Below are 11,876 nucleotides of genomic sequence, written 5' to 3'. Positions count from 1 at the left end.
TGTGAAGAAAGGTACTTGTACGTAAATTCCCCTGTAACATAAGGGGATCGTATATAGCTAAGGTCTACAATAATTTAATAATTTATTATTCAAAAAGAGTGAGTTTGTCCTTAGCTGGTGTGCGTTCTTTGGCAGAAGGAATAACATCAGGGTATCCCATATAAATCATGCCTACAATCTTCTCTCCCGCCTCTATTCCAAGCGGTTTGCGGAATTTGGGAGCGTACAAGAATGGCTTGGTCACCCAGAACGTTCCAATGTCTTCACTCCAGGCTGCAAGCATAAAGTTCTGGACCAATGCACTGACCGCAGCGAAGTCTTCGTCCCAGATATTCTGTCTTGGATCTTCTTCCAGCACGACAAGCATAACGGATGGAACTTGCATAATATTGGCTGAGAATTTGTTGTCTTCTCCCATTTCTGCATCAATAGCCTCAGCCAGTTTCTTCCGTCCATTTCCGGTAAACAACAAAAATCTCCAAGGTTCACGCAGTTTATGGTTAGGAGCCCAGACTGCGGTGTCCAGCAATTCTATAATCTGCTGTGTAGGAACAGCTTCTTTTTTGAATTTTTTCACCGTACGACGGTTTTGAATCGCGTTCCTGACTTCATTTATTGTTTTCGTAGCTTTACTCATCGGCCGTACCTCCTGTTTATAAAATCATTTGCAGCCGCAATAGTGATTCGCGGTCTTGTACATTCAATATAATTTCTTTATGACATAAAAAAATACCAGTTTACCTTCTTGATTATACACCCATCTGATCACGAGATTCAAAGGGGCGGCAGAGATCATTACCGTTAAGGTCATTACGAACAGAAAAGACGACTCTGAATCTTGATTCACCACGAGAGATCATCAAGTCAGAACCGTCTTTTATTCTCATGTTATTCATTCACATATCATATCAACGATTAATCAATCGTCGTAACTCTCCCCTTCAAACGTGCCATTCCCTTCAAATGTGCCATTAACAAAATCCATTTTGTTGTACTTCTCCTGGTTACCTGCAACATCTGTACTATAGTACTCTACCACCTTGACTTCAGGGGCATAAAACTTGACGGGTCCTTCATAGTTCTTCCATTCTCCCCCATTGATTCGATATTGCGTTGTTTTTACGCCCGAACCTTTGACTTCGTCTGTTGCCTGAAGTCTGAATGTAAATCCTTTGATGTATATTTTCCCGTTCACAGTATCTGTAATAGGAACTAATCTGTACTTGGTTACTGGAGGTGTAATATCTGCATCTTTCTTAAGTACGATATTAAACGTATTATGATCTCCTTGTACGAGGATAACGTTCTGAGTAGATTTTAAGTATCCTGTTGCTTCCCCCGTTATTGTTCTGGTGCCTGTTGGCACGCGCTTTATAAAATAGTTACCTTGAGCATCTGTTGTTGCCGAACCTCCAGCATTAACTTTAGCCCCACTTACTGGATTGCCCGACTCATCTACAACTTTTCCCCGCACGTGTGCCGCCTCTGCCAAAACAACATCCACTCTCAAGGTTCCTCCCTCACGGACACTCAAGCGACCCTGTTCATATAGCATATAATCATCGGCATCTACCCATATTGCAGTGTTTGGATTATATGCGTAATCAATTCCTGTAACCACATATCGACCTTGCTGATCAGATTTCACTATACGATCAAAGACACTTGATACTTTTATACGAGCATCTGGAACAGGTTTGCCCGCCTGATCTTTGACTGTTCCCACAATCGTGGAAGGTTCATAAATACGAAAATCTAGCTGTATTTGTTCTCCACCGGACAATCCGTAGGAGCTATAGTGTCTGTACCTCACATAACCCTCTGCTTCAACTACAAAAGTAATTTCCGTATTGTCTTCAACGGACTCTATAATATGATACCGTCCATTCCCATCCGTCTTCACGCTTTTTTCTGACGTATCCCCACGATAATTAAGCCAATACTTGACAGTAGCGTCCTTGACAGGTAGTCCCTGACGATCAATAACTTTACCTGATACACTTGCCTGTGTAGATGGATCGGCTGCATAAGAAACTCCGGAATACATGATTCCAAACAAAATGAAACATAAAGATAGTGTACTTAGTCGAATTATCCATTTGATACTTATCTGCATCTTCTCACTACACCTCACCATTTATTTTATTGATCAAACATTCCTCTTTAGCCTCTTAAATTAACTGACCATAAGTTCAAGCTTCCAGAATTCTCCGTCCCAAACATATTGCCAAATCCCCTGTCCACCGTTCATGGTCTCGCTGATATCCATCACTTCCATCCGAGGGCACTCCCATACTTTTTTTACTGTGTTGTTCGAAGTATTCTGAAGCTCTTTCATACATCCCACCAACCTCTCTTTAAATTTTTCAACTTTCTTAGTTTATTACAAATGATACATTTTGTATCTATAAATTTCTGAAATACAATGATTTTATTATCAATGCTCTCTCCTCTGTTTAGTGATTTCATAGTTAAATCAAAAAAAGCCGCAGTTCCTGTATAAAGAGGAACTACGGCTTTAGTATATTAACTAATTTTAAAACTAAAACGAATGCAAAGATAAGACATAATTAAACTTGTACTTCGAAATCACTGACCGACTCACATTAAAAAAGATACATTTCGTATCACATAATACAACAATAACTTCTAGTGTAATTCTTAAAAAGCATTAACAATATGATTCACAGAGACAGTTTTTCCTGCTTGATCAAGCATTACGGCAATTACATCAAAACGGATCTGAAGTTCCGTCTCTCCCGTCATTTGCAAATAAACGGATGCGGTTGAACGCACCTGCTGCATTTTACGCATATCAACCGATTCCTGAGGTGTACCGTACTGAGCGGCTCCACTTCTGCTTCTTACTTCTACAAAGACAATCAGACCCTCGCAGGAAGCAATGATGTCAATCTCACCGCTACGGCAACGCCAGTTCTGTCTAATGATCCGATAATCGTTCTCTCGCAACCATTGACAGGCAGCCTCTTCACCTAATCGACCCTTCTGCTGTCGTGTGAGCTTTAGATCCGGCCCCTGGCCCAATCTACGTTCTACCATGACTCATTTTCCTCACGTCCTGAGGCCAGTCGATCTGCACGGTAGACATACGTTAGCACCTCTGCGACTAGTTGATACAGTTCTGCCGGAATCTGTTCATCCAGATCCAATTTGGAGAGCACCTCCACAAGTGCTGCATCCTCCTGAACAGCCACGCCATTTTCTCTGGCTTTATCCAGAATGGCTTCTGCCACTTTGCCGCGCCCCTTGGCTACAACAACAGGTGCTTCACTCTCTCCAGGGACATATTTTAGGGCAACCGCCTTTTTGGAAAGCAGGTCCGGTTGTGACGACTCGTCTTTCATACCTTCAAGTCCACCCCTTTGTATCGTTCAGGACTATAGTCCGAGGCCCTCGTTTTTCGTTCCGCGCCCGGTTCCTGCCCCACAGGCCACGGTTCCGCCTTAAAGGTCAGCAGTTGATAGCCCAGCTTGTCCAATGCCTGATGGATGACCTCTCGTCCGCTCTCCAGGAGCGGTCCCATTCCTTCGCGATCATTTAATACACGCAGACTAACAATGTTATTAACCACATGGACATCTACCAGAGTAGGCCCAAGACTTTTCATGTCCAGATCAAACCATAGACGGCAGTTGGACGCATCCAGCTCTCCACGAGGTCCACGACGTGATTGAATCTGAACAGACGCCGTTTCTTCCCCGTCTGGTCCAGTGATCGGAATAAACCAGTGCATCTGTGCAAAGGTAGCACTGCGATCTGTCGTCAGCAATAACTGCTGACCTGTCAAATATTGCACGGCCTGTCCGGCGGCATCCTTAAGCGCCGCTGGTGCACCTTCGCTGCTGGCAAGCTGCAGCAGCAAGCCCTTCAGCGTGTCCGCATTCGCCGGACTCGCCGCATCCCCCACGCGCGGCTGCGCTGCCGCGCCGTGAACGGCCTGCTGCTCGTGCTCCGCACCGAGCAGCTTCAGCACGCGCCCCACCCACGGGTCCCCCTCGTGGGTGACAGGCGCGGGCACTGCCGCAGCTCCCGCAGGTGCTGCGGCACTACCACCAGCCGGCGGCGCATCAGCGCCGGCTGGCAACGGCTGCGGCACGCCTCCGGCAGCCGCAGCCGCCTGGCCGCCCTGCGATGCAGGGGCGGCCTGTGCTGCCGCACCAGGCTGTGCCGGTGCGGCAGTGGACGCGCTGCGCAGGGCGTCCAGCAGCGCCAGCAGCTTGGGCGCCAGCTGCGCTGCCGTAGGCGCTGCTGGCGCCGCCTGGCCTGCAGCGGACGGAGTCCCCGCAGCAGCAGGCGTTTCAGCGCGGCCGTCAGTCCGACCGGCCGCGCCTGCTTCAGGCTGGCCCGCACTTACACGGCCAGCCACAGATTCAGCTGCCGCCCCCGGTGTACCCGGGCTGCTCCCAGCTTGCCCCGCGTCAGCCCCTCGCGGGCTCTCTCCAGGTATTCCGGTTCCAGACGGAATACCTGCGCCCCCTTTGCCAGCCGTTTCAACGTTGCTGGCAACTGCCTTTGCCCCGGCTTCAGCATTTCCTGTGCCTCCGCCGGCCTGCAAGTTTCCTTTCACCGCAGTACCTGCATCCTCTGCTCCTCCATCCGTCATGGATATAGATCCTGCCAATCCCGCTTGTCCTTGTTGCGTTGACAAAGCAGGTGTTCCGGTTCCAGTCACCTGACGACCATTGCCTGATGCAGCTAATCCTTCTTCCGTCTGTGAAGCATTCGGTACAACAGGTACACCAGCCATGACTGCTGGTTTCAACGTAGCAGATTGTTCTCCAGGCAATAGCGGTTTACCTGTTGTTTGAGTCAGCATCGTTTCCAACTGATCAGCCAACCCGCTTAACAACTGATGCAGAGGGGGTCCAAACACCGTCTGGTGTAATCCTTTTACTGTTTCCGCCGTAACCGGAAGACCACGCTGAAAAGCAATCCCTGTCGCCTGCACCCATTCTTCCACAGAGACCTGTGCAGGTTTGGCAGTCATCATATTCTGGACCATTGCCACATTATCCTTCGTTAGCGGCACTCCGCTACGCTGCATGGCAAGTAACAGTTCCCGGTTCCCTTTTGTATCCGGCAGTCCTACATCCTTAAGCAGGTTGTTCAGCGAAGCTTGTGGCAGCTCAGCAAGTGTTCCCGACATAGGTTTCATTACCGTTATGCCATTTTCACCTGGAGGCTGCACTTGCAGCAACGTGGTCTCACCCGGACGGAGTGGAGTCTCCAACTTGGCGCGCACCTGCACACCTTGAATCTGCAGAACTGCTTCTCCCCCATCATCGGATACACTAACGACGGAGCCACGAACCACCTGACCTTCCTTTAATTCAAGCGGTTTGGCATTGCCGGGCTTACTATCTCCCATTAACCCCTTTATCATGGAACCGATATTCAAATCTCTCCCCCTCCTTTCTTCAAACCTGTGTTAAAACAAAGATTGCTGCTCTCCAAGCAGGTTGCCCAGAAAACTGCGCCGATGCATCGGGGTCGCCCCCAATGCCATAATTTGCTCCCGATGAACTTTTGTTGCATATCCTTTATGTATCGACAAACCATATTCCGGATATAACGTATCCCATTCTTCCTTACACAGCCGATCTCGCGTTACCTTGGCAATAATAGATGCCGCTGCGATCGATTGACTATTGGCATCACCTTTAATAATGGACAGTTGAGGTACATTCACATCCACCTTCTCGGCATCCACCAGCATATAATCAGGAGTTTCTCCCAATGCTTCAACAGCTCGTTTCATCGCAAGTCTCGCAGCCTGCTTGATGTTAAGCCGATCAATTGTCTCTGCATCCGCGTACCCGATACCTACCGCCAGCGCTTTTTCCATAATGACGTCATATAATGCATCTCGTTTTTTCTCCGTTAATTTCTTGGAGTCATTCACACCTTCCAGGATGAGATCCTTCGGTAAAATAACCGCCGCTGCAACAACATCCCCAAACAAACAGCCCCGTCCTACCTCATCAATCCCAGCAATACGTTCAAATCCACTGTCCCAATACTCCCGCTCGTAGAGCAACAGGTCTCGAGGTTCACTGGCTTCTTTTTTCTTCTTTTGTCCAATCGGGGTATCCAGTAGATTCAACCCGATCTCTTCATTATTTTCAAACATAATACTCATCTCCTCTACCCACGCTTTTTCAGCATGCGTATCACTTACAACTTTTTATAATATAGACGTAGATCCTCTGTCTTTTGTTCTGTACAACCTGTCTCTCTCAGCAAAACTTTTCCTTGAGATTTACAATATAAAGATAGTGATGTCTTCATTTATCGGTATTTGATGGTTTAAATTGAATATATCAGACCTCGTCTAGTTTAAATTGCACCACCATTTATCATAGCACGATTCTGACCCACCTGATATATAGGCCAGCCAATTCCATAAAGCGTACTGTTCTTCAATCCTCTTCCATTTTATCGTTTTCAACGTATGTTCCAGCTCTACTTCCGCGTTTGTATACACAAAAAAACGACCGCTCCCGGTAATCCGGTAACGGCCGCTTCTTTCGGCACTTGTATATATGAAATGAACAAATGAAGATAATGATCTTCATCGTGTAGAGTCCATTTTTTTAATAGGGGGCTTCCATAGAGAAACGTCCCATTTTACCCGCTCGCAGTTCACGCAGAAATGCTCGTGATGCCTTTTCCAGATCAATGCGTCCACCGCTTACAACACATCCACGGATACGTCCGACTTGTTCCATAATCGCAATAACACTGTCTGAATCATCTGCATCCCTGGAGAATTCCTGAAGTCCGTATCTCTCTTCCAAAGCGTCCCAGTAATAACGCATCAGGTAACTGATTCCAAAAAAGGCGATATCCTCTGCATTCAAAATTTCCTCTTTGATCGCACCTGTTACGGCAAGACGATAACCTACATTTTGATCTTCGAACTTAGGCCACAGAATACCCGGAGTATCCAATAACTCCATTTCTTTGCCTACCTTGATCCACTGTTGCCCCTTCGTCACACCAGGACGATCTCCTGTTAACGCAATACTCCGTCCAGCCAGTCGGTTAATCAGTGTTGATTTACCTACATTGGGAATCCCTACGATCAACCCACGAACCGCACGAGGATTAATCCCTTTAGCAATTTGACGGTCAATTTTTTCTTTAAGAAGAAGCTTGGCCTGCACGGGAATATCTTTAACATTGGTTCCCGTCGAAGCATCTACAGGAAAAGCAGTAATTCCTTCTTTTTTGAAATATTCAATCCATTCTTGCGTCACTTTAGCATCTGCCAAATCCGATTTGTTCAACAAAATCATCCGGGGTTTATCCAGCAATATTTCGTCAATCATCGGATTACGGCTGGAGACAGGCAGACGGGCATCCAATAGTTCGATGACCACGTCGATGAGCTTTAACTTATCCTGTATCTGGCGTCTGGCTCGAGTCATATGACCTGGAAACCATTGTATCGTCAACTTGTCTTCACCTCATTATTTACTTCAATTTCAGTGGTTGATCCACTTAATCTCACCGATCGGCCAGAAAATCACATCTGCACGACCAATAATATCTTTTAACGAAACATAACCGATCATACGGCTGTCTGTACTATTTGGACGGTTGTCTCCCATGACAAACACATGACCTGCCGGCACTTTGCCATCAGGGAACTGCTCATTCGGGAAATCCTTCACGTTATAGGTTCCACCATTGGCTTCAGCTGCATCAATGGCTCCTTGAATATATGTTTCATCAACCTTTTTACCGTTAACCATCACGGTATCGTCCTGAACCTCAACTGTATCACCTTCTACAGCAATAACACGTTTAATGAAATCTCGACCTTCGGATGGTACGTGGAAGACGATAACTTCACCGCGCTTCGGTTCTCTGATATCATATAAGATCTCGTTGACGATCACACGTTCACCCGTTTCAAAGTTCGGCTGCATGGACGGACCGTCCACAACAAACGGTTTGAAGAGCAACCACCGAATCAGAATGACGAGAACTAATGCGATAACAATGGCTTTAAGCCATTCAACAATTTCATTTTTGGCTTTTTTGGATCGACTGTTTTTCTCTTCGGCAGGATTGCCCCGGTCATGTTGAACTTCTTGTTCCATTCAAGATCTTCCTCTCTTCACAGTACATGTTTATAGCAGTACACACATCCAGCATTCTGTATCGTTCCAATAACTCAATGGATGGATACAAAACATTCACATCAGTTATGTAATCTTTCACCAAGCATTACAGTACATTTAATCCACAATTCAAATGCCTTCAAGAGGTTGTTCAAAAAGTCGGTACTAAAACCGGTCTTTTGAACACGCACTTCAATAACTGATTTTACAAGCCTCCCGGACTATTCACCACATGTGTTGCCATACCATTTTACTCGGAAGTGTACCTCCGGTTCAACTTTTCCCGGACAAAAACGAAAAGGGCTTGTCTCCAAGCCCTTCCCGGTATCCGTTATATTAACGAATTTCTTTAATTCTCGCTGCTTTACCGCGTAGTTCACGAAGATAATAAAGCTTCGCACGACGCACTTTACCACGGCGAGCCACTTCGATTCTATCGATTTTTGGGGAATGAAGCGGGAAAGCTCTTTCCACACCTACACCGTAAGAAATTTTACGAACTGTAAAAGTCTCACTGATTCCACCACCACGGCGTTTAATCACAACACCTTCGAACAATTGGATACGCTCACGAGTTCCCTCGATTACCTTAACGTGCACTTTCAAAGTGTCACCAGGACGAAAACTCGGAATATCCTTACGAAGTTGTTCTTGTGTAATCGCTTGAACGATATTCATCTATGACTCCCTCCTTCCGTACAGGCGTTCATACTTCTTCCAGAGATCACCTTGTCTCCTTCATTATCCATAGAGGACCGCCGTATTCCACATAACAGACTTATTGTATCACGCAGCATATCAAAACACAAGAGAAATTATACAAAATGCCTATTGATCAATGAGCAACGCTGATACTCATCCATCTCATGTTGACTTCATTCTAAAATACATTCTCTCATATGGACCGTGAATCAACGCTCTCCTCTGCAAGTCAACCTGATACAGGAAAAAATACTGTAACTTCCGGTGTAGAAATATCGTCTATGATATAACTTAATGACCACTTTAAAAGGAGAACTCTTAGACTTATGAAATATTGGAAAAAGATCACACTTGTCTTACTTGCCATGCTCACATGCTCCATTACACTATATGCATATGCCGTAACTCATCCAACGAACGCACTGTCACACAAAGCCTGCACATCTTGGGACATAGTCAAACGCAAAGCATTCGAGCTGTCACACACTGACTTCTCTAACCAATCTGCACTGGATCGTTCTACCTTCAAGATTGAACAAGGTACTGCTACAGAAGTTCCTGTACTGATGTATCATTACATAGAGCCCAAACTGAACAATCACGAGACAGATAATAAATCCATCATTAATCTGGAGGATTTTGAGCAAAATATGAAATACCTGCACGATGAAGGCTACCGTACGATTACACTGGATCAGCTTGAGCAATATGTTAGCGGGAAGATTTCCCTACCACTGAAGTCCATTGTTATTACCTTTGATGACGGATACCAGAACAATTATACATTAGCTTACCCTGTGCTTCAGAAATATAATTTTCATGCCTCGCTGTTTGTCATAGGCAGTAAAATTCAGGATAAACCTTCGGTATTTGAGCCCGCCATCAACAGTTTCATCTCCAAGCCAGAGATGCAGGCAGCAACCGACGTATTTGAGTTCAACAGCCATACCTATAACCTGCATCATAAGGGATTTATGCGTTGTGGGAACAGCGTACCTGTCGGTCTGGACACCAGTCTTCTGGATGATGATATCGAGCAAATGAAGGAAACCGGAATAGACACACCTTATTTGGCCTATCCTTTTGGTTATACCAGCACACAGATGATCTACAAGTTACAGCAACATGGATATCGCATGGCCTTTACCGTAAAGTCTGGATTTGTGCATCCAGGAGATCATCCCATGAAGCTACCTCGCTTGACGGTCACGACAGGTACTGACCTGGCGTCCTTGCTTCAGCCGGAATCCAGTCCGCAGAATGGATTACCTGCATCTGAGAATGAGCAGTGAAACCTAGAGATTAACTTCACCGCCTGGATACAGAGTCGAGCTATACAGCCTTTTAAGCTGTGGCTTGGCTTTTTTTGCATCGGTAAGTGATAATGTCATCGGAGAGCTGGAATACATCACCGCTTCCTCTGCGTCATAGATAATGATCTGTTCTTTCCCTGTCTGAACCAGATCTGCATGTACCGCATATCCCTCTTTCGGGAATTCAGTAACCGTTTTCATATCTCCATCTACCAAAGAAGGCAACACATCTCCACCTCTGCGATACGCCAAAATATAATCGAGTCCACCCTCATCCCAGTTACACACAGGCTCTATAATGGTTAACCAGCCCCGAGTCGTGCGATTTTCTTTCCAAATTTCTTGCCCTGCGCTATCCAGCATGAACATTCCATCCTTACCATGCTCATCCCCTCGGACAATCCGGTCCAGGCCTGCAATCTGTAAACCTTCCATTCCAGTACAAAAATGACCCAATGCAATATGCTGTGATTCAATCGAATCTTCATAACGCCACTTCTCATTACCATAGCGGTCCATCATGACCGTGACACTGCCACCGATAACAACCTCAACTTCCCCATCACCGTCAACGACTCCAAACCATATACAGTCAGCATGATCCTCGAGATTATGACAAGACCATAACAACGTCCCATCATGATCCAGCATGTCATATCCGGCCATCACTTCATCTTTCCCATCTCCATCGATGTCATATACCCATGGAAAATGTCCCGGATTCCCTTCATGCTTCCATAACAAATTAAAATCATGGTCGAGTGCCCATAACGTCTTATAGCGGTCTTTCAGTAATAATGTCCATTTTCTGCTGGTTACCAGTCAGGTTGGCGAGAATAATGCAGTCATGTGCTTCATCCCCTGGCAGATCACGTGTTTCTTTGATCTCTCCGGTCCGGCCATCCAACACGAGAAATTGTTTGTCCATAACACACAATACTTCATTATTTCCATCTCCATCCCAATCTGCGATCTGAGCGGGATAGTCTGAACCCGGACCACCTGCATCGGGATCAGGAGTTCCAACCTGCCATAGTAATGTTCCTTCCAGATCAAACGCAGTCAAACAACATACCTGATGTGGGACATACCGATCGTCTATACCCCCATCTGCCTGTACCAGCAACATCTCAAGTCTGCCATCCCCATTCAGATCTCCCAAAAGCATTTTGCAGCGTTCTCCAGCTTGGCTAATATCTACTCTGGCGATTTCATAAGGCTGATGATTCATAACCTTCCTCCTCAGCTATCTTTATTATTCAAATCCAGCTGAGTTCACCATAAAGAAAATCCCTTTCTTTTACAACCCTATTTAGAATCATGCAAAAAAGTTCAAAGCTGCAAAAAAGTGCCTACGTAATTAAACGATTTAAATGAATGATTTTAAACCCACTCTAAAAACTCAAGACGATTGCCAAAAGGATCATTTATATAGAAACGTCTTACACCTTCATCTACCCTTGCTTCGTCATCTACGATATGAATTTGGTTATGAATGAGCTGATTACGTAACTGATCCAAATGTTGTACATGAAATGCCGGATGAGCTTTTGTGGCGGGAATAAAATCTTTTTGTACTCCAATATGCACTTGGTGTCTGCCACACTCGAACCATACACCACCTCGTTTTCTCAGAATTTCAGGTTTGGGAATCTCCGTCCAGCCCAAAATATACTAATGGAAATCCAGTATTCTTTTCAATGTACACAAA

Annotated in this window: 11 protein-coding genes and 2 pseudogenes; 1 reads left to right on the top strand and 12 read right to left on the bottom strand. The window is 45.6% G+C overall.

Annotation, left to right across the window (positions count from 1 at the left end):
* Positions 1-85: 85 nt before the first annotated feature.
* The 10 genes from J2X75_RS03565 to rplS all read right to left on the bottom strand — a co-directional run bounded on the left by J2X75_RS03565 (position 86) and on the right by rplS (position 8,828).
* On the bottom strand, positions 86-637 hold the full coding sequence (locus J2X75_RS03565; RefSeq protein ID WP_105598201.1) for a nitroreductase family protein: 552 nt from the start codon (positions 635-637) through the stop codon (positions 86-88).
* A 282-nt stretch (positions 638-919) separates the two neighbouring features.
* Positions 920-2,116: a carboxypeptidase-like regulatory domain-containing protein gene (locus J2X75_RS03560; protein ID WP_310334325.1), complete on the bottom strand. Its 1,197-nt coding sequence runs from the start codon at positions 2,114-2,116 to the stop codon at positions 920-922.
* A 60-nt stretch (positions 2,117-2,176) separates the two neighbouring features.
* Positions 2,177-2,338 (bottom strand): paeninodin family lasso peptide, encoded by a 162-nt coding sequence (locus J2X75_RS03555; RefSeq protein WP_307537720.1) that lies wholly within the window; start codon positions 2,336-2,338, stop codon positions 2,177-2,179.
* Between the two features lie 323 nt (positions 2,339-2,661).
* On the bottom strand, positions 2,662-3,060 hold the full coding sequence (locus tag J2X75_RS03550) for a YraN family protein (RefSeq protein WP_310334322.1): 399 nt from the start codon (positions 3,058-3,060) through the stop codon (positions 2,662-2,664).
* A complete protein-coding gene (locus J2X75_RS03545) occupies positions 3,054-3,365 on the bottom strand; it encodes an EscU/YscU/HrcU family type III secretion system export apparatus switch protein (protein ID WP_124114058.1) in 312 nt (103 codons plus the stop codon). Before J2X75_RS03545 ends, J2X75_RS03550 begins: the two co-directional genes overlap by 7 nt.
* The gene (locus tag J2X75_RS03540; RefSeq protein WP_310334320.1) at positions 3,362-5,419 is read right to left on the bottom strand and encodes a DNA ligase; all 2,058 of its coding nucleotides are present in this window, start codon (positions 5,417-5,419) and stop codon (positions 3,362-3,364) included. Before J2X75_RS03540 ends, J2X75_RS03545 begins: the two co-directional genes overlap by 4 nt.
* Positions 5,420-5,449: 30 nt before the next feature.
* Positions 5,450-6,151, bottom strand: coding sequence for a ribonuclease HII (locus tag J2X75_RS03535; RefSeq protein WP_310334319.1), 702 nt, complete (start codon positions 6,149-6,151; stop codon positions 5,450-5,452).
* 463 nt (positions 6,152-6,614) lie between these two features.
* The gene (ylqF, locus tag J2X75_RS03530; RefSeq protein ID WP_124114055.1) at positions 6,615-7,478 is read right to left on the bottom strand and encodes a ribosome biogenesis GTPase YlqF; all 864 of its coding nucleotides are present in this window, start codon (positions 7,476-7,478) and stop codon (positions 6,615-6,617) included.
* Between the two features lie 30 nt (positions 7,479-7,508).
* Positions 7,509-8,129: a signal peptidase I gene (gene lepB / locus J2X75_RS03525; RefSeq protein ID WP_017689211.1), complete on the bottom strand. Its 621-nt coding sequence runs from the start codon at positions 8,127-8,129 to the stop codon at positions 7,509-7,511.
* 357 nt (positions 8,130-8,486) lie between these two features.
* Positions 8,487-8,828, bottom strand: a complete 342-nt coding sequence (gene rplS / locus J2X75_RS03520; RefSeq protein ID WP_024630190.1) for a 50S ribosomal protein L19 — start codon at positions 8,826-8,828, stop codon at positions 8,487-8,489.
* Between the two features lie 350 nt (positions 8,829-9,178).
* Between rplS and J2X75_RS03515 the strand changes: the two genes are divergently transcribed.
* Entirely contained in the window at positions 9,179-10,144 is a 966-nt protein-coding gene (locus J2X75_RS03515) for a polysaccharide deacetylase family protein (RefSeq protein ID WP_310334318.1), read from the top strand.
* A 3-nt stretch (positions 10,145-10,147) separates the two neighbouring features.
* Here the strand turns inward: J2X75_RS03515 and J2X75_RS03510 are convergent.
* Together J2X75_RS03510 and J2X75_RS03505 are read right to left on the bottom strand one after the other, a co-directional pair.
* A pseudogene (locus J2X75_RS03510) lies at positions 10,148-11,396 on the bottom strand (hypothetical protein).
* Positions 11,397-11,548: 152 nt separating this feature from the next.
* Positions 11,549-11,836 (bottom strand): annotated as a pseudogene (locus J2X75_RS03505) (VOC family protein); the annotation flags it as partial.
* Positions 11,837-11,876 lie beyond the last annotated feature (40 nt).

Origin of the sequence: Paenibacillus sp. 2003, assembly GCF_031455635.1 — a bacterium.
GTDB classification, from domain to species: domain Bacteria; phylum Bacillota; class Bacilli; order Paenibacillales; family Paenibacillaceae; genus Paenibacillus; species Paenibacillus amylolyticus_B.
This window is presented reverse-complemented; position numbering and strand designations above follow the sequence as displayed.